The sequence below is a fragment of the Ruegeria sp. F11 genome (genome assembly GCF_056533855.1).
Map to the genome: position 1 here is coordinate 118,187 of NZ_JBQFOW010000001.1, position 24,211 is coordinate 142,397.

At 60.0% G+C, this 24,211-nt stretch carries 24 protein-coding genes and 1 pseudogene; 10 read left to right on the forward strand and 15 right to left on the reverse strand.

Annotation, left to right across the window (positions count from 1 at the left end; all coding sequences use genetic code 11):
* Positions 1–123 precede the first annotated feature (123 nt).
* Positions 124–330 carry a cold-shock protein gene (locus tag ACR0NJ_RS00600; RefSeq protein ID WP_008758035.1) on the reverse strand — a complete coding sequence of 69 codons (207 nt, stop codon included), beginning with the start codon at positions 328–330 and terminating at the stop codon, positions 124–126.
* Positions 331–545: 215 nt separating this feature from the next.
* Here ACR0NJ_RS00600 and ACR0NJ_RS00605 point away from each other — a divergent pair, with 215 nt between their 5' ends.
* The gene (locus tag ACR0NJ_RS00605) at positions 546–863 is read left to right on the forward strand and encodes an ArsC/Spx/MgsR family protein (protein WP_480815196.1); all 318 of its coding nucleotides are present in this window, start codon (positions 546–548) and stop codon (positions 861–863) included.
* Between the two features lie 41 nt (positions 864–904).
* A pseudogene (locus tag ACR0NJ_RS00610) lies at positions 905–1,272 on the forward strand (hypothetical protein).
* A gap of 1 nt (position 1,273) precedes the next feature.
* Here ACR0NJ_RS00610 and ACR0NJ_RS00615 read toward each other — a convergent pair.
* The 5 genes from ACR0NJ_RS00615 to thrS all read right to left on the reverse strand — a co-directional run bounded on the left by ACR0NJ_RS00615 (position 1,274) and on the right by thrS (position 5,991).
* Positions 1,274–1,792: a hypothetical protein gene (locus ACR0NJ_RS00615; protein WP_480815197.1), complete on the reverse strand. Its 519-nt coding sequence runs from the start codon at positions 1,790–1,792 to the stop codon at positions 1,274–1,276.
* Between the two features lie 2 nt (positions 1,793–1,794).
* Positions 1,795–2,550, reverse strand: a complete 756-nt coding sequence (locus tag ACR0NJ_RS00620; protein ID WP_480815198.1) for an HvfC/BufC N-terminal domain-containing protein — start codon at positions 2,548–2,550, stop codon at positions 1,795–1,797.
* A complete protein-coding gene (gene bufB / locus ACR0NJ_RS00625; RefSeq protein WP_480815199.1) occupies positions 2,547–3,404 on the reverse strand; it encodes an MNIO family bufferin maturase in 858 nt (285 codons plus the stop codon). The genes ACR0NJ_RS00620 and bufB overlap by 4 nt, the downstream gene beginning before the upstream one ends.
* A gap of 70 nt (positions 3,405–3,474) precedes the next feature.
* The gene (locus tag ACR0NJ_RS00630; RefSeq protein WP_480815200.1) at positions 3,475–3,777 is read right to left on the reverse strand and encodes a BufA1 family periplasmic bufferin-type metallophore; all 303 of its coding nucleotides are present in this window, start codon (positions 3,775–3,777) and stop codon (positions 3,475–3,477) included.
* A gap of 222 nt (positions 3,778–3,999) precedes the next feature.
* Entirely contained in the window at positions 4,000–5,991 is a 1,992-nt protein-coding gene (gene thrS, locus ACR0NJ_RS00635) for a threonine--tRNA ligase (protein WP_480815201.1), read from the reverse strand.
* 221 nt (positions 5,992–6,212) lie between these two features.
* Here thrS and ACR0NJ_RS00640 point away from each other — a divergent pair, with 221 nt between their 5' ends.
* From ACR0NJ_RS00640 to ACR0NJ_RS00655, 4 genes are all read left to right on the forward strand, one after another.
* Positions 6,213–6,962: an alpha/beta fold hydrolase gene (locus ACR0NJ_RS00640; protein WP_480815202.1), complete on the forward strand. Its 750-nt coding sequence runs from the start codon at positions 6,213–6,215 to the stop codon at positions 6,960–6,962.
* Positions 6,962–7,954, forward strand: a complete 993-nt coding sequence (locus ACR0NJ_RS00645; RefSeq protein WP_480815203.1) for an alpha/beta hydrolase — start codon at positions 6,962–6,964, stop codon at positions 7,952–7,954. The genes ACR0NJ_RS00640 and ACR0NJ_RS00645 overlap by 1 nt, the downstream gene beginning before the upstream one ends.
* Before the next feature lie 46 nt (positions 7,955–8,000).
* Positions 8,001–8,615 (forward strand): hypothetical protein, encoded by a 615-nt coding sequence (locus ACR0NJ_RS00650; protein ID WP_480815541.1) that lies wholly within the window; start codon positions 8,001–8,003, stop codon positions 8,613–8,615.
* Between the two features lie 85 nt (positions 8,616–8,700).
* Positions 8,701–9,417, forward strand: a complete 717-nt coding sequence (locus tag ACR0NJ_RS00655) for an alpha/beta fold hydrolase (protein WP_480815204.1) — start codon at positions 8,701–8,703, stop codon at positions 9,415–9,417.
* On the opposite strand, the gene ACR0NJ_RS00660 is transcribed toward ACR0NJ_RS00655, so the two are convergent.
* Both ACR0NJ_RS00660 and phaZ read right to left on the reverse strand, forming a co-directional pair.
* Positions 9,408–9,992: a DUF6151 family protein gene (locus ACR0NJ_RS00660; RefSeq protein WP_480815205.1), complete on the reverse strand. Its 585-nt coding sequence runs from the start codon at positions 9,990–9,992 to the stop codon at positions 9,408–9,410. The genes ACR0NJ_RS00655 and ACR0NJ_RS00660 overlap by 10 nt on opposite strands.
* A gap of 5 nt (positions 9,993–9,997) precedes the next feature.
* A complete protein-coding gene (gene phaZ, locus ACR0NJ_RS00665) occupies positions 9,998–11,269 on the reverse strand; it encodes a polyhydroxyalkanoate depolymerase (RefSeq protein WP_480815206.1) in 1,272 nt (423 codons plus the stop codon).
* 111 nt (positions 11,270–11,380) lie between these two features.
* Here phaZ and ACR0NJ_RS00670 point away from each other — a divergent pair, with 111 nt between their 5' ends.
* From ACR0NJ_RS00670 to ACR0NJ_RS00685, 4 genes are all read left to right on the forward strand, one after another.
* Positions 11,381–13,183 (forward strand): PHA/PHB synthase family protein, encoded by a 1,803-nt coding sequence (locus tag ACR0NJ_RS00670; protein WP_480815207.1) that lies wholly within the window; start codon positions 11,381–11,383, stop codon positions 13,181–13,183.
* 130 nt (positions 13,184–13,313) lie between these two features.
* Complete coding sequence (locus tag ACR0NJ_RS00675; RefSeq protein WP_480815542.1) at positions 13,314–13,760, forward strand: phasin family protein; 447 nt, start codon at positions 13,314–13,316, stop codon at positions 13,758–13,760.
* A gap of 135 nt (positions 13,761–13,895) precedes the next feature.
* Positions 13,896–14,447: a polyhydroxyalkanoate synthesis repressor PhaR gene (gene phaR / locus ACR0NJ_RS00680; protein ID WP_480815208.1), complete on the forward strand. Its 552-nt coding sequence runs from the start codon at positions 13,896–13,898 to the stop codon at positions 14,445–14,447.
* Between the two features lie 11 nt (positions 14,448–14,458).
* On the forward strand, positions 14,459–15,214 hold the full coding sequence (locus ACR0NJ_RS00685; RefSeq protein WP_480815209.1) for a trypsin-like serine peptidase: 756 nt from the start codon (positions 14,459–14,461) through the stop codon (positions 15,212–15,214).
* 3 nt (positions 15,215–15,217) lie between these two features.
* Here the strand turns inward: ACR0NJ_RS00685 and ACR0NJ_RS00690 are convergent, their stop codons facing one another.
* The 7 genes from ACR0NJ_RS00690 to ACR0NJ_RS00720 form a co-directional block, all read right to left on the reverse strand.
* The gene (locus tag ACR0NJ_RS00690) at positions 15,218–16,432 is read right to left on the reverse strand and encodes a DegT/DnrJ/EryC1/StrS family aminotransferase (RefSeq protein WP_480815210.1); all 1,215 of its coding nucleotides are present in this window, start codon (positions 16,430–16,432) and stop codon (positions 15,218–15,220) included.
* A 115-nt stretch (positions 16,433–16,547) separates the two neighbouring features.
* A complete protein-coding gene (locus tag ACR0NJ_RS00695; RefSeq protein ID WP_480815211.1) occupies positions 16,548–17,852 on the reverse strand; it encodes an NAD(P)/FAD-dependent oxidoreductase in 1,305 nt (434 codons plus the stop codon).
* A gap of 57 nt (positions 17,853–17,909) precedes the next feature.
* Positions 17,910–19,268, reverse strand: coding sequence for a glutamine synthetase family protein (locus tag ACR0NJ_RS00700; protein WP_480815212.1), 1,359 nt, complete (start codon positions 19,266–19,268; stop codon positions 17,910–17,912).
* The gene (locus ACR0NJ_RS00705) at positions 19,268–19,948 is read right to left on the reverse strand and encodes a type 1 glutamine amidotransferase (RefSeq protein WP_480815213.1); all 681 of its coding nucleotides are present in this window, start codon (positions 19,946–19,948) and stop codon (positions 19,268–19,270) included. Before ACR0NJ_RS00705 ends, ACR0NJ_RS00700 begins: the two co-directional genes overlap by 1 nt.
* Before the next feature lie 59 nt (positions 19,949–20,007).
* Entirely contained in the window at positions 20,008–21,327 is a 1,320-nt protein-coding gene (locus ACR0NJ_RS00710) for a glutamine synthetase family protein (protein WP_480815214.1), read from the reverse strand.
* Between the two features lie 135 nt (positions 21,328–21,462).
* A complete protein-coding gene (locus tag ACR0NJ_RS00715; RefSeq protein WP_480815215.1) occupies positions 21,463–23,649 on the reverse strand; it encodes a xanthine dehydrogenase family protein molybdopterin-binding subunit in 2,187 nt (728 codons plus the stop codon).
* A 3-nt stretch (positions 23,650–23,652) separates the two neighbouring features.
* Positions 23,653–24,117: a (2Fe-2S)-binding protein gene (locus tag ACR0NJ_RS00720; protein WP_480815216.1), complete on the reverse strand. Its 465-nt coding sequence runs from the start codon at positions 24,115–24,117 to the stop codon at positions 23,653–23,655.
* Positions 24,118–24,211 lie beyond the last annotated feature (94 nt).

Sequence of the window (24,211 nt, forward strand, 5' to 3'; positions counted from 1 at the left end):
AAACTGCCCATGCGAATATCGGGTCAGCATGGGAACTAGGCAATTGCCGGATGGGGGCGGTCGGCGGCCTGAAATTGGCCGCCAACCTTCTCTGAAATTTCCCCGCGCAATGCGGGGCTGTTTTTACAACGGCTTCAAATCAGCTGCCATCTGGCGGCCATCGCGCCCGTCCTGCAACTCGTACGAGACTTTCTGATTGTCAGCGAGCCCGGTCAGGCCGGAGCGTTCTACGGCCGAGATATGAACAAACACATCCTTGCCCCCTTCGTCAGGGGCAATAAACCCATAGCCTTTGGTGGTATTGAACCATTTCACGGTGCCGGTTGGCATGTCCCGTGTCTCCTTCTACTTACGCATTGTCCCACAAATTGGTGGGGGCGGTGACAAGTGAGACAGCAACGCGGCCGGTTTTGGGGCAACCGATACACTCCACATTGCATGTTTCACCTTTTTCAACATTGCACGGTGAAGTAAAAAATCAAGAATTACCGCAGGCAACAGGCGGAAATGCCCAAAATAGAATCAAATGCAGGAGCAGTGACCAAATGCGACTTTTTGGCTTGAAGACATGCGATACGTGCCGTAAGGCGTTGAAATTCTTGCCGGATGCGGAATTTGTGGATGTCCGCAACGACGGCGTGCCGGAAACCGTGCTGTCGCAAGCTTTTGCCGCGTTCGGCGAGGCTTTGCTCAACACGCGCTCTACAACCTGGCGTGGATTGGATGAGGAGCAACGCGCGCGCCCTGTGATGGAACTGCTGGCCGACCATCCGACCCTGATGAAACGTCCCCTGATCGAAAAAGAGGGCGGCTTGTCGTTGGGTTGGACCGCTGAAACACGGGCTGCGCTTGGCGTTGCGTGATCGCGTACATATCTGGTGATCAGCAATCGCGAGGATATGGAATGCGTAGCGCCGCCATGGTTTTGGGTGTCATCGCCGGGTTGATCGGCATGATCGTCGGTTTCGTCGGGTACGGAATTGTCGAGGCGATCCGCCATTTTGGCGGCATCGAGGGCCTCGCCGAACAGGTTGACGACCCGCGCTGATCCAGACGGTTTCCATCCTTGCCCCGCTTTTGGCGATTGCTGGCGGCGCTATGGCCCATGCCCGCGCCTTGGTTGCGGGTCTGTTGCTGTTGCTGTCGGCGGCGGGGATGTACTACGCGTTCGGGTTTGGTGTCTTCACCATGTTCCCCATCGCATTTGCCGGCGTGGCCGGTCTGCTTGGGCTTGCCGCAGGTCAGCCGGACAAGCCCAAGGCGCATTTCTAGATCACTTCAGCCGCAACAACTTGTCCAGCGAGATCGGACCAGCCCCGTTGATGATGATCACCAGCATCAGGAAGGTCCACATCACGCGCTGATCCATCAGCGTGATAGCGTTGTCGAACAGGCTGCCCAAAGCGATATTGTGGCCAACCACATCGGTCAGGGTCTGCACCCAGATAAAGCCGATCATCGCCAGCGCAGCCGGACGCGTCAGCAGGCCGACCAGCAGTAGAACGGGCAGAACGAACTCGGCCACTGTGCCGAAGAAAATCACGATGCGCTGAAAGAAGGTCATCTGAGTTACGTCATACAAAACGGCCTCGGCCGCCTTGGGGAAGATCTGGCCAAACGCACCTGCCGAGGGCGAAAAGATCGAACCGTCGATCTTCAGCGTCGCCGAATTCCAGTAGTAGAAGAACAGAACCGCGATAAAGACCGCCCGCGCCAGGGTCGGTGTCAGCCAGCCCGAGGAATGGTCGACCTTTTCCATTGCGGAATTATAGGTTGAGATCAGGGCAGTCATGTTTACAGCCTTTCGATGGTCACAGAAGTTATCGCACTGCCTTGCAAAAGCAGCGCCAGAGTGGTTCCCAGATCAAACTCCGGGATGTCCGTGGTGGTTTTTTCAAATGCGTTGCCGATGGTGTCGCCGGCTTGTAAAAGCGCGATCCAAATGGCCCCGCCCGGAGGCAGCGCCTGCGGAACCGGGTCATAGTCGGGGCGGGTGATCAGCACATCCTCGGCCCGTGGCTCGGGTTTCGGGGCGTCGGCCTCGGTGTTGAAGCGCCAGATGGCGTGAATGGGCCAGTCCGAGCGGATGATCTGCATGGATGGGGCAAAGCCGAGTTTTGCCCGCATGATATCCTCGGGCGGCACGGCCAGTGCATCCGCCTGAGCCGGGGTGCTGTCGGCGGCGTGGTACGATCGCCGCAGCGCGAGTTCCAGCCGAGCGACGTCGGGCAAGTATCCCAGATGCGACAGCTGCGGCATGTCGGCCAGAAACTCGGGAAACCGGTCGCCATAGAACATCATCAATGGCGAGGACGGAGGGTGCTGTCGCAGGAAGATACCCGATAGACCATCCATATTCTGCGTGCCCAGCAGCTTGGTGATCACCGGAAACGCCTGCTGCATCGCCTCGGTCAGCGACACCGCCACGTTGTTGCGATAGACGCTGAACCGCCGACCTGCGGGCCGGGATTCGGCATCCGTCAACCCGTCCGGGACGGGGGCCTGCGCATCCAGCAACGCTGCCTGAAAGGTGGATTGAGACACACTCATGCGGGTACCCGGTCTAACGCGGTTTGGGCGCGTTCGGCCTCGGCCCGCAGCACGGGCCAATCCGGGACGTCGGTATCCCATTCAACCAACAGCGGTTTGGGGCCGGATTTGTCCAGCACGTAATCCAGCAGTGCCCAAACGGGGTCGACCACCTCTCGCCCGTGGCTGTCGATCAGCAGGGGATGGCCGTGGTCGTCCTCGTCTTCGTCATGTCCGCCCAGATGAATTTCGCCGACCTGATCCAGCGGATAGGCGTCGATATAGCCCTGCGGTGAAAAATCCAGATTGGTGGCCGACACAAAGACATTGTTGACGTCCAGCAACAGGCCGCATCCGGTGCGCTTCGAAATCTCGCGCAGGAAATCGGGCTCGGACCAGGTGCTTTCCTCGAACGCCAGATAGCTTGAGGGGTTCTCCAGCAGCATTTGCCGCCCGACCGTGTCCTGCAACTGATTGATATGGTCACAGACGCGCGCCAGCGTTTCGTCGGTATAGGGCAGGGGCAGCAGGTCGTTGAAAAAGCTGGTGTCGTGGGTCGACCACGCCAGATGTTCGGAAAAGCTGGCCGGATTCAGCCAGTCGACCAGATGTTTCAGACGCGCCAGATGATCCGGGTCCAGCGGACCTTCGCCGCCGATGGACAAGCCAACGCCGTGAACCGAGATCGGAAACTGTTCGGACAGGTGACGCAGTTGCGCCAGAGGTCGCCCGCCATCGCCCATGTAGTTTTCGGCGTGGATTTCCAGCCACGCAACGGGCTTGGCCTGTTCAAGGATTTGCGCAAAATGCTGCGGTTTGTAGCCAACGCCCGGCGCGGCGGGCAATCGGTTTGACCTGAGTGCGTCATCCAACATCTGCGAATCCCCTGATCATAGCAGAAGGGCGGGCGAACCTGCCCGCCCTTCGCAATTCATTCGGACAGCCTTATGCGGGCAGGTCGCGATCCAGCGGCTCGAGCGAGCCCTTGCGGTCGGTACCATCAGCGGTTTTCGGCAATTCGATATCGCCGCAGGTGCCTGCATCGACCAGCGTCCATGCGTTGCCCTGATAATCGACGGTCGAGGTGCCCGCGCAGGTGGTGCCGGGGCCTGCGGCGCAGTCGTTCTGACCGGCCAGCGAAACGCCATAGCATTTCTCTTTTGCCTGAGCGGTTGCGGTTGTCGCTGCGCCCGATACGGCGGCTGCCACGGCGCTTGCGATGACCAGTGTTTTTGCGGTGTTCGACATCTCGGTAATCCCTTTTGATGACTGCGTATGTCTGCTTGTGACAATGACAAAGGTAATGGCTTGTGGGCCGGGTTGGAATTCACGAGCCCGTGTCTCACAAGCGCGTCAGGCAACACTGTGCCCACTTGTGAGTTAACATACTGTTTTTGAATTGAAAAAGGGGAAATGTTTCAATCCGGCCCCGGATTTGGGGCCGGATTGGTGGCGATATGATGCCGAATGTTACAGCAGGTCTGGCGGAGTTGCCGCTTGCGACAGTTCAATTGTTACAGCCTCAAGCGATTGAACCTGCGTCTGTTTTTCACCCAGACGGCGAACGCTGACGGTGCGCTCGTCCACCTCGCGATGACCGACGGCCAGAATGACCGGCACCTTGCCGACCGAATGCTCGCGGACTTTGTAGTTGATCTTTTCGTTGCGGATATCGGCCTCGGCCCGGACACCCGCGGCTTTGAGCGTTTCGACAACTTCCATCACATAGGCGTCGGCGTCCGAGGTGATCGAGGCGACCACGACCTGACGCGGGGCCAGCCAGAACGGCAGCTTGCCTTCCCAGTTCTCGATCAGGATGCCGATGAAGCGTTCAAACGAGCCAAGGCAGGCGCGGTGCAGCATATAGGGACGGTGCCGGTCGCCATCTGCGCCGACATAGGTCGCGTCCAGACGCTCGGGCAGGTTGGGATCAACCTGGAACGTGCCGCACTGCCAGACCCGGCCGATGGCGTCGGTCAGATAGAAATCCAGCTTGGGGCCGTAGAATGCGCCGTCGCCGGGTTCCAGCGTATAATCCCGGCCCACCGCCTTGATCGCGTTTTCCAGCGCGCCTTCGACATAATCCCAGCTTTCATCGGTACCCACGCGTTTTTCGGGGCGGGTGGCAAAGCGGATCTCGAACTCTTTGAAGCCGAGCTCGTCATAGACATTTGCCAGAAAGTCGATGAAGCGCGCGCATTCTTCTTGGATTTGGTCCTCGGTGCAGAAGATATGCGCGTCGTCCTGCGTGAATCCACGCACGCGCATGATCCCGTGCAGAGCGCCCGACGGTTCAAACCGCGAGCACGACCCGAACTCGGCCAGCCGCAGCGGCAGATCGCGATAGCTTTTGAGGCCCTGATTGAACACCTGCACGTGGCAGGGGCAGTTCATCGGCTTCAGCGCGTTGATCCGGGTCTGGTCGCGGTTTTTCGAGCTGGCGTCGTCATTCTCGCCATCGCGGCTTTCGTCGACTTCGACGAGGAACATATGGTGCTGGTATTTCTCCCAGTGGCCCGAGGCCTCCCACAATTTGCGGTCGACGACCTGAGGGGTGTTGATCTCGTTATACCCGCCTGAACGCTGTTTGCGCCGCATGTAGTCCTGCAGTTGGGTGTAGATGGTCCAGCCGTTCGGGTGCCAGAACACCTGACCGGGGGCTTCTTCCTGCATGTGGAACAGGTGCATCTCGCGGCCCAGCTTGCGGTGGTCGCGTTTGGCGGCCTCTTCCAGCATATGCAGGTGCGCCTTGAGCTTTTCCTTGCCGGTGAAGGCCACGCCGTAGATGCGTTGCAGCATCTGGCGCGAGCTGTCGCCGCGCCAATAGGCCCCGGCGATGGACATCAGTTTGAACGCATCACCCGGCAGCTGACCGGTGTGCTGCAGATGCGGGCCGCGGCAGAGGTCCTGCCAGTCGCCGTGCCAGTACATGCGCAGCGGCTCATCCCCGGGGATGGCCTCGATCAGTTCGACCTTATAGGGCTCGTCATTGGCGGTGTAGAAATCGATCGCGCGCTGACGGTCCCAGACTTCCGTTGTCACGGCGTCGCGCTTGTTGATGATTTCCTTCATCTTTTTCTCGATCAGGCCGAGGTCCTCGGGGGTGAAGGGTTCGGTGCGGTCGAAGTCATAATACCAGCCGTTTTCGATGACGGGGCCGATGGTGACCTTGGTGTCAGGCCAGATTTCCTGCACCGCGCGGGCCATGATATGGGCCAGATCGTGGCGGATCAGTTCATTGGCCTGTTCTTCATCCTTCATCGTGTGGATGGCGATCTGCGCGTCGGCGTTGATGGGCCATTGCAGGTCCCAGTGTTTGCCGTCGACCGTGGCCGAGATGGCCTTTTTGGCCAGCGAGGTCGAGATGTCAGCCGCCACCTGCGCTGGTGTGACGCCAGCGTCATAGGATCGTGCATTGCCATCGGGGAAGGTGAGTGAGACGGATTTTGAATCCAGGGCCATATCGGCTCTCCTCGTCGGTTTGGCGCCCACTGAACGCCCGGTTGCGGGTTATGTGTGTTGCGCGCTGCTTTGGCAGGTGGAAGAGCCTGTGTCAAGGGTCGGGAGGAGGGGCGCTCCCCCCCGCGCTCCCCGGGATATTTTTGGCCAGATGAAGGACGGATCGGGGAATTGCGGTTAGGGGTGGGACGTGCATGATGAGGGAGAATAGCGGCGAGGGTTTCATGGCAGCGACAGAATTTCTGGAGACGGCGCAGGGGCGGCGGTTGGCGTATCACAAGAGTGAGGGCGCAGGGCCGACCGTGGTTTTTCTGGGCGGGTTGAAGTCGGATATGGAGGGCACCAAGGCGGTGCATCTTGAGGCCTGGGCGCAGGCGCGCGGGCAGGCGTTTTTGCGGTTTGACTATTCGGGCCATGGCGAGAGTTCTGGTGCGTTTACAGAAGGTTGCCTTGGGGATTGGCATGAGGATACCGTTGCTGCAGTGACATCTCTGATCGATGGGTCGCTGATTATCGTGGGGTCCTCAATGGGCGGCTGGCAGGCCTTGTTGTTGGCCAGAGAAATTCCCGCGCGGATTGCCGGGATGGTGACCATCGCTGCAGCGCCCGATTTTACCGAAGACGGGTATTGGGCGTCATTTACCGACGAACAGAAGGCCGCGCTGGAAACGGTTGGTCATGTGGAATTGCCTTCGGACTATATGGAACCCTACATCATCACTAAGCGGATGATTGAGGATGGACGGGAACGCCTTGTCCTGCGCGCGGCTTTGAACCTGCCCTTCCCGGTGCGGTTTCTGCAGGGCACGGCGGATACGGCGGTCTCTGTCGAAGCAGCGGTGCGGTTGCTGGAACATGCTGAAGGCCCGGATATGCAGTTGCGGTTGGTGAAAGATGCGGACCATCGGTTCTCGGATGGGCCGTGCTTGGGCCTGATCGAAGAGGCGGTACTTGACGTGCTGGGGGCAGACTGATGCGGCGTTTCGGGTGGATATTGGGGCGCCTGCTACTGGCGCTGATCGTGGTCGGCGGGCTGATCTACTGGTTCGGGCCACGGGAAGAGGTGGACCTGAACCCCTCTTTCGATGCCCGCAAGTTCGGCGAAGGCGTTCAGGTCTATTTCGAAAGCATCGAGTCGGGTTTTGACGACATCACGCCCGGCGTCGAGAAACGCGTGATCTGGCAGGACGGGTTCAAGGAACAGCGCACGCCGTATTCGGTGCTTTACGTGCATGGGTTCTCGGCCAGTTCCGAGGAAATCCGCCCCGTGCCGGATCGGGTCGCGGATGCGTTGGGGGCCAATCTGGTCTACACGCGCCTGCAGGGGCATGGTCGCGAGGGCGCTGCCATGGGTGAGGCGACGGCCTCGGGCTGGATGCAGGACATGGCCGAAGGGTTGGCCGCCGCCCGGGCGGTGGGCGACAAGGTTGTGGTCATCTCGACATCGACCGGGGGTACATTGACTGCGGCGGCGGCGTTGAACCCTGAACTTAGAGTGGATGTAGCGGCGATGATCTTTGTTTCGCCCAACTTTGGAGTGAATTCGCCAGTTTCTTTCATGCCGGGCCTGCCTTGGGCGCGGGACTGGCTGCCGCTGGTGATGGGGGAAGAACGGGATGTTTCCAGCCCGGACCCTGAAAAGAACAAATACTGGTCGGTTGTTTACCCTTGGGTGGCCGTGGTGCCGATGACGGTTCTTGTGGATACAGTCTATGCCCTTGATTTCTCGGGCACGACAGTGCCTGCGTTGTTCATGTTTTCCGATGACGATCAGGTTGTGCGGCCAAAGCGGACTCACAAGGTGGCCGAGGCTTGGGGTGGGCCGGTGACCGTTGAAACGGTGACAATGGGGCCCGGTGATGATCCGATGTCGCATGTCATTGCGGGCCGTCTCATGTCACCGGGCCAGACCGATGCGGCGGTCGAGGCGATGTTGGCGTGGCTGAAGGGGCAGGGGATCGAATGACCTCCTTTCAATCCGGGCGGGTCTGACCATGCGCAAACCGGGCAGCATGTGGAGCCTTGAGACGCTTGGGCGCGTGCGCCTGTCGCGGCATTTCTACATGCGGGACTTTCTGTATTCCGAGATCGGAAGCTTTCATCAAAAACAGAACATTCCCGACGATCCTGATTTGGCCATTGAAACGGGCCGCGCCTTTTGTGAGACCCTGCTGGACCCGTTGGAGGAGACCTTTGGCCGGATCGCCGTGCGCTCGGGCTATCGCTCCCCGTCGCTGAACCGGTTTGGCAATGAGAACCGCCTGAACTGCGCGCGAAATGACAATCCGATGGAATGCCATATCTGGGATCGCGGCGAGGGTGAGGCGCGCATCGCGGGCGCGTCGATCGTGATCCCGTGGTTCGCGGATCGCTATGCTCAGGGCCGTGACTGGCGCGATCTGGCATGGTGGATGCATGACCACCTGGATTATTCCGAGATCTGGTTCTTCCCCAAGCTCTGTGCCTTCAATCTGGTGTGGCGGCCCCGGCCTCATCGTCGGATCGACAGCTACATCGCCCCGCGCGGGTGCCTGTTGCGACCGGGGGCCGAGCCTGAGGAAGACCTATGCCAACGGCAATCCCGATACGCCGATTTCCCCACCTTTCGCGGCATTCGTTATCCGTGAAGTTTTCCTTGCCCCACCGGGACAAAACTTTCATCCTGAGAGCAAAGGGAAGGACTCGGATAACCGAGCAAAGGGAGGGACCCGCGTGATCGAGCCGCTGGTGTTTTTACCTGAATTTATGGCCGACGCCCGGCTGTTTCGTCCTCAGGTCGAGGCACTGTCGCGCGTCAGAGCAGTGACTGTTGCGCCGATTTCGCAGGGCGAGCGGATCGAAGAAATCGCCTCGGGCCTATTGGATCAGTTGCCGCACCGATTTGCTTTGGCCGGGCTTGGCATGGGCGGCGTTGTGGCGCTGGAACTGATCCGCCGCGCGCCCGAACGGGTGTCACGCCTGTGCCTGATGGCAACCGATGCGCAGGCGGACACGCCGCAGATGGCAGCCGGGCGCGAGGAATTGATCATCGGTGCGCAGGCCGGTCGGTTGGAGGAGGTCATGCGTAAGGTCGTGGGCTCGGATGCACTGGCTCCGGGGCCGCAACGGATACCGCACCTGAACACCCTTCTGGCCATGGCGACGGAACTGGGGCCTGAGGTGTTTGTGCGACAGATACGGGCGTTGCAGCGGCGACCCGACCAGCAGGGTGAGCTGCGTCGGATCAAGGTGCCGACACTGATCTTGTGCGGTGCGCACGACACGCTGACGCCGGTTCGAAAACACGCCTTCATGGCCGAACTGATCCCCGAGGCCACCTTGCAAACCATTGAACACGCTGGGCATCTGCCAACGCTGGAGGCTCCAGACATCGTGAATGACACGATTGGGGATTGGCTGAACGCGCCTCAGATGATGGCTTACGTATAAAGCGCGGCCCGTTCGTATTTTCTGATGACTGTAGGCTCGGCGACCGGCGCTCCGGTCTTGGGATCAAAGAACGGAGTTTCTTTCCAGCTTCCGGACAGTCGGGATTTGACGACGCGTCGCAGCAAGCCGATGGCGGCGGGTGCCAGATGTTCATGCTTTTGTTTGCCATTCGGTCGTGGCACAAACCCCCGCGTTTTGACCGGGCCAAGGCGCGACGGGTCGACGAGCCGTTTGACGATGAACCCGGCGAACGGGAATTTCGGGGTATTCGGCGTGGTCGCCAGCGGGGCGTTGCAGCATTTGGCATACCACCGCAGCATGCCCTTTGGGCTCAGCTTCATCACAGCCAAATGGTCTGCACCCTGATCAATCACGATGGCCTCGGGTGCCATCTGCAACACCTCAACAGGGCCGGGGGCCGGGTCGGGCTGCCCGAAATACAACTGCGCGGCGCGGCAATCATGGCAGAAACAAACGGCATGCGTGCTGAGCGGCAAACCCGACGCCGCGATGCGACCGCTTAGTTCCCCGCAGGTGCAGGCAAAGGCGAGGCTGGCTGACGCGCTCTCGCCCATCTGCCTCAGGCGACTTTGTTGCTGTTGGCTGCCCGACGACGCGGTTTGCGGCTGTTTTCATTCATGAAATTGATCACCAGCGGGCGGATATTGTCCCGCCAGCTACGCCCGGCGAAAATACCGTAGTGGCCCGCTCCGGGTTCCACATGGCTGGCCTTTTTGCTGTTCGGCAGGCCGGTGCACAGGTCCAGCGCGGCGATGCACTGACCGGGGGCCGAGATATCGTCATTCGCGCCTTCGACGGTCTTGACCGCAACATCGGTGATTTTGCCGATATCCACCTTGTGACCGGCAACGACAAATTCGTTGCGGGCGATTTCCCGGTTTTTGAAGATGCGTTCAACGGTAGACAAGTAAAATTCTGCCGTCATGTCCATGACCGCCAGATATTCATCATAGAAGCGGTTGTGGGCGTCGTGATCCGACGCCTCATCCCGAATGATGCGCTGAATCTGGTCAGAAAACGCTTTGGAATGGCGATCTGCGTTCATGGACATGAACGACGCCAGTTGTAGCAGGCCGGGATACACCATCCGGCCAGCCCCCTTGTATTTGAAGCCAACGCGCTGGATCATGGTCTTTTCCAACTGACCCATCGTGACACGCCGACCAAAATCAGTCACGTCCGTTGGGGTCGCGTCCGGATCGACGGGGCCACCGATCAACGTCAGTGTGCTAGGCTGGGCCTTGGGCTCGACCTCGGCCAGATAGGCCGTGGCGGCCAATGTCAGCGGCGCGGGCTGGCACACGGCGACCACATGCGTGTCGGGGCCAAGTTCCTTCATGAAATCGACAAGGTAGAGGGTGTAATCCTCGACATCGAACTTGCCTGCGGACACGGGAATATCGCGCGCGTTATGCCAATCGGTGATGTAAACCTCGCAATTGACCAGCAGGCTTTTGACGGTCGACCGCATCAAAGTGGCATAGTGCCCGGACATCGGCGCGACCAACAGCACCTTGCGCGGTTGCGTCTCACGCCCGTTTACCTTGAAGTGAATCAGGTCCCCGAAGGGGCGTTCCAAAACCGTGGTGACATCAACAAGATGATCTTTACCGTCTTCGCAGGTGAATGTGCGAATACCCCAGTCGGGCTTGACGACCATGCGCTGGAATGTGCGCTCTGTCACCTCACCCCAGGCGGCCATCCATCCGAATGCCGGGTTGGGAACCATAGAAAACATGGGATAAGACGCCATCGCGCTTGCAGTGGCACCAAGCCACTGGTTCGTGTTGCGCATGGTTTCCATCAGGTCATAGGTCATCATGTAGCGCATCGACGGGGCCTCCTGTGCGGTGTCGTGTAAGTCCGGACCATTCGTCGCTTTGCCCCCCGACGCCCACGACGCTATTCTGCATGGCAGCGAGATTAGGTGGGAATTGTTAAAATGACAACAAGTGAAGGTCAAATGTCTGACATTAGCGAAGAACATATTGAACGGCTTAAAGAAAATATGGAAAAAGTCGAACAGCTTTCCAAACGTTTGGTCGAGGTTATGGCTGTGAAAAAGCCCCGAACCTCTGCGTTGGACGGTCCGAATCAAGATCTTTTCGCGCGAGCAGCAACCTCCTATTGGGCCGAAGCTTGGCAGAATCCCGCCAAACTTCTTGAGCAGCAGATCGAGTATTGGGGCAAGTCGGTCATGAACTTTGCCGAAGCGCATCAGGCGCTGACAACAGGCGAAGTCGAAGACGAAGAGGCCAGACCCACAGACAAGCGGTTCTCGAACCCCTTGTGGGAAAGCAATCCGTACTTCCGTTTGATCCGACAGCAATACCAGACCAATGCCAAAGCACTGGAACAAGCCGTGGCATCGGTGGAAGACCTGGATCAGACCGACAAACAGCGGCTTCAGTATTTCTCGCAGCAGATCATCGACATGATGGCCCCCACCAATTTTCTGGCCACCAACCCCGATGCGCTGGAGAAAGCGATCGAGACCGAGGGGCAATCGCTGATCCAGGGATTGGAAAACCTTGTATCGGACCTGGAAGCCAATGACGGCGAGCTTGTGGTCAAGCTGGCAGATGACAGCGCCTTTGAGATCGGCGGCAACCTGGCGACCACGCCGGGTGATGTGGTTTACCGCAATCGCATGATGGAACTGATCCAGTACAAACCCGTGACGGAAACGGTCTGTGAAACGCCAATCGTCCTGTTTCCGCCCTGGATCAACAAGTTCTACATTCTGGACCTGAAAGCCCAGAACAGCATGATCAAGTGGATCACTGAACAGGGCTATACCCTGTTCGTCGTCAGTTGGATCAACCCGGATGCCACTTACGCGGAAGTCGGTATGGAGGACTACATCGAAGATGGTTTCCTGGCCGCGATTGAAGAGGTCAAAAAGATCTGCAAGGTCAAGCAGGTCAATGCCGTCGGCTATTGTATCGCGGGAACGACCCTGAACCTGACGCTGTCGCTGCTCAAGCAGCGCGGCGACAAGTCGGTCAAATCGGCGACGTTCTTTACCACCCTGACGGATTTCGGTGAGCAGGGAGAATTCACGCCCTTCCTGCAGGACCATTTCGTAGACGGTATCGAGGAACACGTTGCCAAGGAAGGGCTGCTGAACGCCTGGATTCTGGGGCGCACCATGTCCTTCCTACGGTCGCGCGACCTTGTTTATACGCCCGCCATCCGCAATTACATGATGGGTGAGACACCGCCTGCGTTTGATCTGTTGTTCTGGAACGGGGATGGCTCCAACCTGCCGGGTAAGATGGCGGTCCAGTATTTGCGCGGCCTGTGCCAAAACAACGACTTTGTCGAGGACGGTTTCGAGTTGATGGGGCACAAGTTGCACATCAGCGACGTGGATGTTCCGATCATGGCGATCACCTGCGAGACCGACCATATCGCCACCTGGAAAGACTGCTTTCGCGGATTCCGGCAGACCGGGTCGAAATCCAAGACCTTTGTCGTGTCTGAATCGGGGCATATCGCCGGTATCGTTAACCCGCCCAGCAAGAAGAAATACGGCCACTACACCAATCCCGACCTAAAGGCGGATGCCGATACCTGGCTGAAAGAGGCGGACTTCCACGAAGGGTCATGGTGGCCGCTATGGGAGGCCTGGTTGAAGAAGCGCTCAGGCAAGCAGGTTCCGGCCCGCGATACGGGCGATTCGGACCATGAGCGCCTGTGCCCGGCTCCGGGGTCCTATGTTCTGGTCAAGGCAAACCGCTGATTTCATTTTGAAATTCAATTTTTCTGCAGCGCAGCAAGAAAATGCTTGCAATGCTGCGCTGCAGAAATCATATTGTCCTCAAGCTGATGAAAGCCGGGGTGGGCCCGGTTCGGCAAAAAGGATTAGGACAATGGCAAAGACGCAAGACTTCACCGCGATCATGAAAGACATGATGGGCGCATTCCCGGTAGACACCGCCGCAATGGAAGACGCCTTCAAATCGACCGCTTCGCTGAACGAAAAGCTGTCGGGCGTTGCTCTGGAAGCAGCTGAAAAATCGGCTGAAATCTCGAACAAATGGACCAAAGAAACTCTGGCCAAACTGACCGAGATGTCGAAAGCAAAGGCAGAGCCTGCTGACTACGCAAAAGCTGCAACCGACTTCGCAAGCGCGTCGGCTGAAGTTGCTGCCGAAAACATGGCCGCTTTCGCTGAAATCGCGAAAAAAGTTCAGACCGAAACCGTCGAACTGCTGATGGCTGCCGGTAAAGACGCTGCAGAAGAAGCAACTGCTGCTGTCAAGAAAGCTACCAACGAAGTGACGACCGCTGCCAAGAAAGCGGCCGCCGCCAAGTAAGGAAGGGGCGCGACAGGCACCCATTCCTCCCAACTGGTGCAGTTGCGCTGGGCAGGTCGCTTGACCTGCCCTTTCTTTTTGTGCTGCAGTCGCATAACCTGTGCTGCAATGCATCATCCTTGGGGAGGGTTAAGGGTGTCGAACCAGGAAAAACCGTTGTTGATCAAGCGTTACGCCAGCCGTCGGCTGTATAACACCGAGACCAGCGACTATGTCACGCTTGAAGATATCGCGGGGTTCATCCGCGACGGGCGTGAAGTACAGATTATCGACCTGAAAACCGGCGACGACCTGACGCGCCAGTATCTGCTGCAAATCATTGCCGAGCATGAAAGCCGGGGCGAAAACGTTCTGCCGGTGAACGTGCTGAATGATCTTGTGCGCAGCTACATGGTTCCGGGCGGCGGGATGATGCCGCAGTTCCTGCAAAGTTCGTTCGAGATGCTGCGCGAAAGCCAGTCCAAGATGATGGAAAACATGAACGCCATGAATCCGATGTCCCAGATGCCGGGGTTCGAGGCGATGCAGGCGCAGCAAAAGGCGTTCCTCAAGGCGATGACCGGGGGTTTGTCGGGCAACTGGTCCGGCCCCGACAGCGACGAAGAACAGGCCGAACCCAAAGAGGATCTGGACGACATCAAAAAGCAACTCGCCGAGCTGCAGCAGAAGCTGTCCAAGCTGAACTGATCCTTCAAGCGATGCGCTGGCTTGCCGTTTGCGTCGCTTTGCTTTTCGCTCCGGCGGCAATGGCGCAAGGCCGCTTCACCGAAACCTGGTCGCCTGTTTGCACGCTGGGTGCCAGTGCGGATGCCGGATGCGATGACATCCGCGCGCGCGAGATTCTGGATGCCTCCGCCGCGCCATGGCGTGCCGTCGGCAGGGTCAACTTTGCCAGCCGGTCTCAACGATCGCATTGCACGGGTGTCCTGATCTCGGACCGGCAGGTGCTGACCGCAGCCCATTGTCTATACAACAGCGCCCGCAAACGCTGGATTCCCGCCGCTAGCATCCGCTTTGCGGCAGGCTATCAACGTGGAGAGGCCGTTTCGGTTTCAACCGTCGAAAGCTATCGGTTGCACCCCGATCAAACCGCCATTGGTTTTGATAACCGTCCCGAACTGGATTGGGCCGTGCTTGAGCTGGCTGAACCCGTCGGGCAATCCCTGGGGTTTCTGGGACTTGCGGAAGCCGACGCCCGGCCTGTCGCCGGAACAGTTGCCGGTTACCCCGGCCTGCGGCCTCATGTCCAGAGCCGGACAAAGGATTGCCGTCCGCGCCCGGTGGCTAAAGGGCTGATGATCGCGACCTGCCCGGTGATGATGGGCGATTCTGGCGCACCGCTGTTGGTGCAAACCCCATCGGGCCTGCGGGTTACCGGCATCCTGTCACGTATCGCGGCGACCCCGGGAGGGATCACCGCAATGTTTGTGTCTGTGGATGCGATTACGGATTGACCCTCAGGTCCCGTAGGCAGGAACCGGCCCGATCACCTCACCGACCGAGGCCAGCAGGATGTCGGCAATCACGTCCAACTCTTCGCGGGTCAGGCGCACTGGAAGGCGAACGTCGCAGGCCTTCATCAGCATCTCGCGGGTCTGGGGCAGGTCGAACTTTTCGGGCAGGAACTGCCAGTTCCAGAACGCGCGGGCGTTGTCCTCGCTCAGACCAAAGACTTGAACCTTGACGCCCCTCGCCTCCGAGGCTTCGGCAAAGGCGCGGATTTCATCCTCGCTCAGCCCGACCAGATTGAACTGGATCGAATCCGGCGCGCGGCGTTCCGGGGCCAGCGGGGCAGGGACGTCGATATAGGGCGATGTGTTCAGGCGGTCGGCCACGTAGTCGTGGTTCGCCAGCCCATCACGCACGCGCCGCGCCAGTTCCGGAATTTGCGGGCGGATCACGGCGGCGCTGAGGTTGCTCATACGCAGGTTATACAGCGGCAACTGGTTCTGCCAGCGGGCAAAGGCGTCGCGTAACTCGGGCGAGTTGTCGCCATGCGGGCCCTTGTGCTTTTTCCAGTTGTGCTCATAGGCACCCGACATGATCACCGCGCGCGCAACCAGATCGGCGTCATCGGTGATTAGGATGCCACCTTCGCCCGCGTTGATCATCTTGTAGGACTGGAACGAGAAACAGCCGACCTTGCCAATGGTGCCTATATTGCGCCCGTGCCAGGTGGTGCCCAGTGAATGCGCCGCGTCCTCGATCACCGGGATATTGCGCGCATCACACAGCGCCATGATCGCGTCCATGTCCGAGGTGTGACCGCGCATGTGGCTGATGATCACCGCCTGAACATCGTCAAGCTTGGCCGCAAAATCCGCCATGTCGATGCGATAATTGTCACCCACTTCGCACAAGACCGGGATGCAGTCAGCATGCACGATGGACGAGGGCACGGCGGCAAAGGTAAAGCCCGGGATCAGCACGCGCGCGTCGCGCGGCAGGCCGAGCGCTTTGAGCGACAGGAACAAAGCGGCGGAACAGGATGACACCGCCAGCGCATATTTCGAGCCTAGCAATTCGGCAAACTCAGCCTCGAGCAAAGCAACCGGGGCGTCCTGCGGTGCGGTATAGCGGAACAGATCGCCGGATTGCATCAAAGCATCAATCGCCTCGCGGGCGGCGGCGGGGATGGGTTCGGCATCATGAACGTTGGGCGGCAGTGTCATATTTGGAAATCCCGAATTCTAACTTTTGTTTATCTAAATCAAAGAGCCTGCCAATGCCAAGTCCCCTTTCGCCGGGTCGGCGAAATTTCACCAAACTGTCGCAATGGGAAATGGGTCAGACCCCCAGCCGGTCCCGCAACGCGTACCACGTCATCGCCAGCACCAGCAGGGGGCTGCGCAACGCTGGCCCGCCGGGAAAGGGCAGGGCGGGCACGCGGGCTAGGGTGTCAAACCCTTCGGCCTGTCCCTGAATGGCCTTTGCCATAAGCTGACCGGCATGGGTAGCCGTGCCGACGCCATGACCTGAATAGCCCGAGGCGGACAGAATATTGGGGGCCACCCGCGCAAGATACGGCATCCGTCGCATGGTTATGGCCAGTGTACCGCCCCAAGCGTAGTCGATTTGCACATCGCGTAGATGCGGGAAAATCTGCATCATCGGCTTGCGAACCGTAGCGGCGATGTCAGAGGGGAAGCGATAGCCATAGCTTTCGCCGCCGCCAAACAGCAGCCGGCCATCAGCGCTGAGACGGAAGTAATTCACAACGAACTTCGTGTCAGCGATGGCCACGTCCTGCGTCAGAACCTTGGCTGCATCCGCGCCCAGCGGCTCGGTCGCAGCGATGAAGTTGTTGATCGGCATGACCCGCGCCGCCACTTGCGGGTTCAAACCGCCCAGATACCCGTTGCAAGCCAGGATGACGTGATCCGCAGTGACCGTACCTTGTGCCGTCCGGACAGAAACGCGTGGGCCTTGTTCGACGCTCAGAACCTCGGTGCTTTCATGGATGCGCGTGCCTGCTTGTGCGGCGGTCCGGGCCAGACCCAGCGCATAGTTCAGCGGGTGTAGATGGGCCGCCCCCTTGTCCAGATACCCGCCCTTGTAAGCGGGCGAGGGGCACAGCGCACGGCCCGCCTCAGCATCCAGAGGCTCAATCTGGTCGTACCCGTAGCGACCGGACAGATGCGAGGCGTGGTCATGCAGGTCGCGCCGCTCGCCATCGCTCAGCGCCATGCTGGCAACGCCGGGTTTCAGATCGCAGTCGATCTGATGGCGCGAGATCAGGGATTTCACCAGCGCTCTAGCCGCCTCGGCCAGGTCCCACAGCTTGGCGGCGTCGTCATCGCCGACCAGCCGCTCCAGATCCTCCTGATCCATCCGCTGTGCGCTGCCCAATTGACCGCCATTTCGCCCCGACGCACCAAAACCCACGCGATGCGCCTCAAGCAGAACAACGTAAAAGCCCGCCTCGGCCAGATGCAGTGCTGCGGACAGGCCGGTATAACCGCCGCCGACAATGCAGACATCCGCCTTACAGTCGCCATCCAACGCTGGAAACCGGTCCATCGAATTGGCCGTTGCCGCATACCAACTGGGCGGGTACTCTGCCTTCCGGTCATTGGAATACAGCAGGTTCATGCTGCGCCCCGGCTTCTTCTCGTTCCAAATACGGACATCCCGGACGGTCCCAAATGCCTAGACATTCAGCAAAAGATGCTCTCGCTCCCAAGGAGAGATCACTTGCAGGAATTCTTCATACTCGGCCCGTTTTACGATGCCATAGACGCGCGCGAATTCCGGCCCCAGAACCTCATGCAAGGCAGTGGCTCCGTCGAACAAGTCCAGCGCGCTGCCCATGACCTGCGGAATGTCGCCATCACCCTCATAAGCATCGCCGTGGAACTGACGGCGGGGGCGTTCCTGCTGGGTCAGGCCCAGATAGCCACAGGCCAGCGACAGCGCGATGCCCAGATACGGGTTGCAATCCATCCCGGCAATGCGGTTTTCGACCCGTCGCGCTTCGGGGCCCGACAGAGGCACACGGATGCCCGTGGTGCGGTTATCCCGCGCCCATTCCAGATTGATCGGCGCGGCGTGGTCCTTCACATAGCGCCTGTACGAGTTCACGTAGGGTGCCATCACCGCAAGACCGGCGGGCAAGTGGTTCTGCAGACCGGCGATGTAATTGTAAAATGCATCCGTCTCGCCACCCTGCGGACCGGAAAAGATGTTCTGACCGGTTTCCATGTCGATAATCGAGTGATGGATATGCATGGCCGAGCCTGGCTCGTCCTCGATCGGTTTCGCCATGAAGGTGGCGAAACAGTTGTGCCGCAGGGCGGCCTCGCGGATCAGACGTTTGAAATAGAACACCTCATCGGCCAGCTTCACCGGATTGCCGTGGCGCAGGTTGATCTCAAGCTGACCGGCCCCGCCTTCCTGCGTGATGCCGTCGATCTCGAACCCCTGATGTTCGGCGAAATCATAGATATCGTCGATCACCGGGCCGAATTCATCCACGGCGGTCATCGAATAGGCCTGACGCGCCGCTGCCGGACGACCCGAGCGGCCCATCATCGGCTTGATGCCTTGCGCCGGGTCCACGTTGGGGGCGACCAGAAAGAACTCCATTTCCGGGGCTACGACCGGTTTCCAACCCTTGTCGTGATACAGATGCACGACGCGTTTCAGCACGTTTCGCGGACTGAACGGGATCGGATTGTCATCGCGATCATAGGCGTCGTGGATCACCTGCAGCGTCCAGTCGCCGGTCCACGGCGCGGCGGACGCGGTCGAGAAATCGGGCTTCAGGATCATGTCCCGTTCGATGAACCCATCCTCGCCCGCCGCTTCGCCCCAGTCGCCGGTGATGGTCTGGTAGAAGATGCTGTCGGGCAGGTGGAAATAGGACTGCTTTGCGAATTTCGACGCAGGCACCGCCTTGCCGCGCGCGATGCCGGGCAGGTCCGAGATGATGCACTCGACCTCATCCAATCGGTGCCCGTCAAAATAGGTGCGCGCGGCCTGCGGCAGCTGATCTGTCCAGTCGGCCATCAGGCCCTCGCTTTCTTGAGAAACTCGGCCATGTAGTGCGCGATACTGGCGTTGTCATCCGGGGCGGTCCGCCGGTTTGCAGCCGCTTCCATCAGGGCGTCGGGCACAAGCCCTTTGCCGCGCGTGCGCATCAGGCCGGTCACGAAATCATTCGAAAACTCGGGGTGGGCCTGAACCGTCCAGATCGTGTCGCCATAAGACAGCATCGCATTCCGGCAGAAGTCGTTCTGCCCCACGACGCGCGCGCTTGCGGGGGCCTCGACAACCTGATCCTGATGCCAGGCGTTCAACCAGACCTTCTTGCCGTCAAAGTCATATTCGGTCCGGCCCACGGACCACCCGCCCGAGAACTTCTCGACCCGGCCGCCCAGCGCCTGCGCGATGATCTGGTGGCCAAAGCACACGCCGACAATCGGCTGGCCGCTGGCATGGATATCGCGGATCAACTGTTCGAGCTTCGGAATCCAAGGCAAATCCTCATACGCGCCGTGCCGCGATCCGGTGATCAGCCAGCCATCCGCATCCGCAGTGCTGTCCGGAAACACATCATCGACAACGGCAAAGGTTTCAAACTCGAACCCGTTGCCGTCCAGAAGCGCCGGAAACAGTTCATCATAGTCCCCGAATTCGTCTTTCAACCCATCAGGAGAGTGGCCGGTTTGTAGAATACCGATTTTCATGGTTCACCAAATTTGATCAAATTTAACCTACCCGAGTTGGTTTTGCCGGGCAAGTGGGGTCAGACAGCCTCGAGATAGCTCAGCCAGTGGTCCTCGGCGGGGCGGTCCGCAAAGCGCGCGATCTCTTGCCGTTTGGTCATAGCCATATACCGGATCAGGTCGGGCGGAAACAGGCGAGCGACCATCGGGTCCGTTTCAAAGGCGTCCACGGCGGCGGCCCAGTCAGGGGCCAGTTGCGGAAGGTCCTTGATCTGATAGGCGTTGCCCGAGATCGGGGCGGGTGGTTTCAAAGCATCTTCGATCCCCACCAGGGCGGCGCCCAGAACGGCTGTCAGCATCAAGTACGGGTTGATGTCCCCGCCTGCAACGCGGTGCTCAATACGCCGCGCTGCCGAGGCACCGCCGGGAATGCGAATGGCGGCGGTTCTGTTCTCATAGGCCCAGCTTGCACCGGTCGGCGCATGGGCGCTGGGCACAAGGCGGGTGTAGGAATTGCCGTGCGGCGCGAAGATCAGGGTGCTGCCGGGCATGGCCGCAAGGCACCCGGCTACGGCCGAGCGCAGAAGGTCGGTGCCCTCAGGTCCGCCATCATCGAATACGTTGCGCCCATCCTGATCAAGAACCGAAAAATGGACATGCATCCCGTTGCCTGCGTCGTCCGCATAAGGTTTAGCCATGAAGGTCGCGCCGAACCCGTGTTTCCTCGCCAAACCGCGCGTCAATGCTTTGAAAAGCCATGTATCATCGGCGCAGCGCATTGCCTCCTGATGGTTCAGGTTGATCTCGAACTGGCCGACACCGCTTTCCGAGATAGCCGTTTGCGCCGGGATACCCATCGCTGCACAGCCATCGTAGAGGTCAGTAAAGAAATCCTCGAACGCGTCCATTTCGGCTACGGACAAGACCGCCTCGTCCGACAGCCTGCGTCCGGTGATCGGGTTGATCGGGGGTTGCGGCTGCGCCCCGGAGGCGTCGATCAGGGTGAACTCCAACTCGGTCGCGGCGACCACGGACCAACCGCGTTGCGCATAGCGGTCCAGTACAGCGGAAAGGGCGTGCCGGGGGTCGCCGGGGAAGGGTTGGCCCGCGTCGTCGTACAGGCACATCGGCACCAGGGCCGTCTCAGCATCGAGCCAAGGCACAGGGACAGGGCCGCGTTCAGTAGGTAGCAGGACGCCGTCGGCATCCCCCGTTTCAAACACCAGCGGGCTGCCATCAATGTCAGCCCCCCATAAATCCACGTTCAACGCCGAAAGCGGCATCCGCACCGCGCCTTTGTCCAGTTTGTCGGCATAGGCAGGCGGCACGCGTTTGCCCCGCAACTGGCCATTCAGGTCACAGGCGGCGACGCGAAAACTGTGCAGGGCGCTCAGGTCCATGGGGGCCTCCGTTCCTCTCGTTTCCCGAGATGTACTGGAGCGGCCCGCTCTTGTCACTAAATTTGATCAAATTTTACGCTGAACCTTCAAACGATAATCCCCGCGCTTTGTCGCCAAGGCGCGGGGATCGAAGTGTCAAACGAAGTTGACGCCGTTCTCTGCCATCGGCATTTCGGCGACCTGCACCCCGGACAGGGCGTTGATCGCGTTCGCCAGCGCCGGGGCAGACGGCGGTGTGCCGGGCTCCCCAACGCCTGAGGGCGCTTCGGCAGATGGTACGATATGTACGTCAATGGCGGCGATGTCACCAATCCGCAGAGGCTCGTAATCCGGGAAGTTGAACTGGTCCACGGCCCCGCTGGTCAGAGTGATCTGATCGCGCATCACATGGCCGATGCCATAACCGATGCCGCCCTCCATCTGCGCCCGCACAACGTCGGGGTTCACGGCGATGCCGCAATCCACTGCGCATGTGACCTTTTCGATCCGAATGCCGTTTTCCGGGTCGCCGGACACCTCGACCACCTGCGCGGCGTAAGATCCGAACGACTTGTGCACCGCGACACCCTGCGCCCGGCCGGCTGGCACGTTACCCCAACCGGCCTTTTCAACGGCCAGTTTCAGGACGCCTGCTTTACGCTTTTGATCCGGGTCGGTGTCGTCAACCAGATGGGCCAGCCGGAATTCCACCGGGTCGCGGCCAGCAGCTTGCGCCACAAGGTCCATCATGGTTTCCATCGCATAGGCCGTGTGCGTATGCCCCACCGACCGCCACCAAAGGACCGAGGTCGCCTTGGGCGTGTCGGTCAACCCTACCGCCATGCCCGGTATCGCGTAGGGGCTGTCACCGATCCCTTCGATGGACGTGTGATCGATGCCATCTTTAACCACCATAGCCTCGAACGCGGTGCCCTTGATGATGGACTGCCCGGCAACCTGATGCTGCCATCCGACGATATTGCCATCGGCGTCCAGACCCACGCGCACCTTGTGGCCAAAGGCGGGGCGGTAGTAGCCGCTGCGAATGTCATCCTCGCGCGTCCAGACCAGTTTCACCGGGCGTGTGCGGTCGGTGACGACAAAGGCCAAAGCGGCCTCGACCTGATAATCCGCGTCCGGCGTGGCGCGACGCCCGAAAGAGCCACCGGCCAGCATCGTGTTGATGTGGATTTTCTCAGCGGGCAGTTGGAAGATCTGCTGATAGGCCATATGCGCCCCGGTCGGCATCTGCGCACCGTCATGCAGGACGATATCGCCCTCGGCGGTCTGTTCGATGGTGCAGTTCAACGGCTCCATCGGGGCATGGGCGAGCAACGGGAAGTAGAAGGTCTTTTCGATGACCTTGTCCGCCCCGTCGATTGCTGCCGCAACGGCTGCGGTGTCTGCCTTGTTCACATTATACGTTGGCTCAGCGTCCAGCGCGGCCATGATCTCGGCCCTGATCTGGTCGGAATCGCGGGTTTCCGCGCCAGACATGTCCCATTCGACCTCCAACGCATCGCGCGCCTGAATCGCGGCCCATGTGTTTTCGGCGTAAACCGCCACACCCGCCTGATTAGGCAGGACGGCGGCGTTGATATAGCCTTTGACCTCTTTCGACGCGCTGTCGTCAAAGCCGAGGGCGGTGCCGCCGCGCGCTTCGGGGCGCTTGATCATTGCGACCATCTGGTTTGGCAGATGAACGTCCATCGCGTACATCGCCTGGCCATTGCCCTTGATCGCCGAGTCCTTGCGGCGGACGGCTTCATTGCCAATCAGCCGGAACTCGGACGGGTCTTTCAGGCGCGGTTCCGCCGGGACCTCCAGTTGCGAAGCCGCAGCGACGAATTCCGCGATCGGAGCGGATTTGTCGCCCGCTTTGACGATACCGTCTTCGATGGTGACGCCCGAAGCATCCACACCCCAGCTTTGGGCTGCGGCGTTGAGCAGCATTTCCCGAGCGGCGGCCCCGGCCTGACGGTATTGCAGCCAGGAATTCGCCATCGCGGTTGAGCCGCCGGTGCCCTGAAACGGGCCGAGCGCCAGATTGTTGTAGACGTTGGGATCAGAGGGCGCGAATTCGTACGCGATCTGATCCATGGTCAGGCCGATTTCCTCGGCAATCAGTGTGGGTAGGCCGGTTGCGGGGCCTTGACCTTTTTCAAAGTGTTTGACGATGGCCGTCACGGTGCCATCGGCGTCAATCTTCACGAACGGGTTGAACATGGCGCTTTCGGAGGAAGCCGCGGCCAGCGCGCCATCAGGACGGGCACCAACCAGCAGCACGGCACCGGCAGCAGCGGCGCCTTTCAGAAATCCACGGCGAGAGGTGTTGAGTGTCATGGATCAGGCCTCCAGAATTTCGGACGCGCGCTGGATACCGGCGCGGATGCGTTGATAGGTGGCGCAGCGGCAGGCGTTGCCGTGCATGTAGCTGTCAATCTCTTCGGCGCTGGGCTTGGGGTTCTCGGACAGAAGACCCACAGCCGACATCACCTGACCCGACTGGCAATAGCCGCACTGCACCACGTCCAACTCGACCCAAGCCTGCTGGACGGCGGCCCCGATCTTGTCATCTCCGATGGCCTCAATCGTGGTGATTTCGGCATCTTCGACGTCTTCAACATAGGTTTGGCACGAGCGCACCGGCTCACCATTCAGATGCACCGTGCAGGCCCCGCAGGAGGCGACGCCGCAGCCGAATTTGGTTCCGGTCAGCTTAAGCTCATCCCGGATCACCCACAGAAGCGGGGTGCCGGGTTCGGCGTCGACCGTGTGGGTCTCGCCGTTCAGTTTCAGTGTGAGTGGCATGAGGGGGATCTCCATGTTGGGCTGGTTGCCTGAGTCGGTAAACTCACGGGTTTACTAGTGGCACAGAAAATCGAGTCTGTAAACTCTTGCGTTT

What these genes read in the sequence shown, in the direction of transcription:
- ACR0NJ_RS00600 (WP_008758035.1), bottom strand. Translation starts at nt 330, where the DNA reads ATGCCAACCGGCACCGTGAAATGGTTCAATACCACCAAAGGCTATGGG.
- ACR0NJ_RS00605 (WP_480815196.1), top strand. Translation starts at nt 546, where the DNA reads ATGCGACTTTTTGGCTTGAAGACATGCGATACGTGCCGTAAGGCGTTG.
- ACR0NJ_RS00615 (WP_480815197.1), bottom strand. Translation starts at nt 1,792, where the DNA reads ATGACTGCCCTGATCTCAACCTATAATTCCGCAATGGAAAAGGTCGAC.
- ACR0NJ_RS00620 (WP_480815198.1), bottom strand. Translation starts at nt 2,550, where the DNA reads ATGAGTGTGTCTCAATCCACCTTTCAGGCAGCGTTGCTGGATGCGCAG.
- bufB (WP_480815199.1), bottom strand. Translation starts at nt 3,404, where the DNA reads ATGTTGGATGACGCACTCAGGTCAAACCGATTGCCCGCCGCGCCGGGC.
- ACR0NJ_RS00630 (WP_480815200.1), bottom strand. Translation starts at nt 3,777, where the DNA reads ATGTCGAACACCGCAAAAACACTGGTCATCGCAAGCGCCGTGGCAGCC.
- thrS (WP_480815201.1), bottom strand. Translation starts at nt 5,991, where the DNA reads ATGGCCCTGGATTCAAAATCCGTCTCACTCACCTTCCCCGATGGCAAT.
- ACR0NJ_RS00640 (WP_480815202.1), top strand. Translation starts at nt 6,213, where the DNA reads ATGGCAGCGACAGAATTTCTGGAGACGGCGCAGGGGCGGCGGTTGGCG.
- ACR0NJ_RS00645 (WP_480815203.1), top strand. Translation starts at nt 6,962, where the DNA reads ATGCGGCGTTTCGGGTGGATATTGGGGCGCCTGCTACTGGCGCTGATC.
- ACR0NJ_RS00650 (WP_480815541.1), top strand. Translation starts at nt 8,001, where the DNA reads ATGTGGAGCCTTGAGACGCTTGGGCGCGTGCGCCTGTCGCGGCATTTC.
- ACR0NJ_RS00660 (WP_480815205.1), bottom strand. Translation starts at nt 9,992, where the DNA reads ATGGGCGAGAGCGCGTCAGCCAGCCTCGCCTTTGCCTGCACCTGCGGG.
- phaZ (WP_480815206.1), bottom strand. Translation starts at nt 11,269, where the DNA reads ATGCGCTACATGATGACCTATGACCTGATGGAAACCATGCGCAACACG.
- ACR0NJ_RS00670 (WP_480815207.1), top strand. Translation starts at nt 11,381, where the DNA reads ATGACAACAAGTGAAGGTCAAATGTCTGACATTAGCGAAGAACATATT.
- ACR0NJ_RS00675 (WP_480815542.1), top strand. Translation starts at nt 13,314, where the DNA reads ATGGCAAAGACGCAAGACTTCACCGCGATCATGAAAGACATGATGGGC.
- ACR0NJ_RS00685 (WP_480815209.1), top strand. Translation starts at nt 14,459, where the DNA reads ATGCGCTGGCTTGCCGTTTGCGTCGCTTTGCTTTTCGCTCCGGCGGCA.
- ACR0NJ_RS00690 (WP_480815210.1), bottom strand. Translation starts at nt 16,432, where the DNA reads ATGACACTGCCGCCCAACGTTCATGATGCCGAACCCATCCCCGCCGCC.
- ACR0NJ_RS00695 (WP_480815211.1), bottom strand. Translation starts at nt 17,852, where the DNA reads ATGAACCTGCTGTATTCCAATGACCGGAAGGCAGAGTACCCGCCCAGT.
- ACR0NJ_RS00700 (WP_480815212.1), bottom strand. Translation starts at nt 19,268, where the DNA reads ATGGCCGACTGGACAGATCAGCTGCCGCAGGCCGCGCGCACCTATTTT.
- ACR0NJ_RS00705 (WP_480815213.1), bottom strand. Translation starts at nt 19,948, where the DNA reads ATGAAAATCGGTATTCTACAAACCGGCCACTCTCCTGATGGGTTGAAA.
- ACR0NJ_RS00710 (WP_480815214.1), bottom strand. Translation starts at nt 21,327, where the DNA reads ATGGACCTGAGCGCCCTGCACAGTTTTCGCGTCGCCGCCTGTGACCTG.
- ACR0NJ_RS00715 (WP_480815215.1), bottom strand. Translation starts at nt 23,649, where the DNA reads ATGACACTCAACACCTCTCGCCGTGGATTTCTGAAAGGCGCCGCTGCT.
- ACR0NJ_RS00720 (WP_480815216.1), bottom strand. Translation starts at nt 24,117, where the DNA reads ATGCCACTCACACTGAAACTGAACGGCGAGACCCACACGGTCGACGCC.